The sequence below is a fragment of the Bacillus sp. SIMBA_074 genome (assembly GCF_046534555.1).
Classification (GTDB): Bacteria; Bacillota; Bacilli; order Bacillales; family Bacillaceae_G; genus Bacillus_A; species Bacillus_A mycoides.
The window spans coordinates 1-267 of record NZ_JAWRYM010000620.1; the positions used below are offsets into that span (position 1 = coordinate 1).

Sequence of the window (267 nt, forward strand, 5' to 3'; positions counted from 1 at the left end):
CGTGGCTCCTCATCATTCCGATCCTCGCGGTCATGGGAGTGTTCAACCTGGGCGTCGCTCTCGTCGTCGCGCGCATCTCGGTGCGCACGAGGGACATCCAGCAGCTGGTGCCGATCATCAACCGCGTGCTCTTCTACGCCAGCGGCATCTTCTTCAACATCGACGGGGCACTCGGCGGGTACCCGGTCCTGTTGACCATCGCACACCTGCTGCCCACCTACGAGTTCATCGCTCTGGCCCGCGACGTGATGCTCGAGGGCTACGCCG

At 64.0% G+C, this 267-nt stretch carries 1 protein-coding gene; it reads left to right on the plus strand.

What is annotated here, in order from left to right; genetic code table 11:
- Window positions 1-267 (plus strand): hypothetical protein (locus SB773_RS32230; RefSeq protein ID WP_410594438.1); only part of this gene is annotated, 267 nt, incomplete at both ends.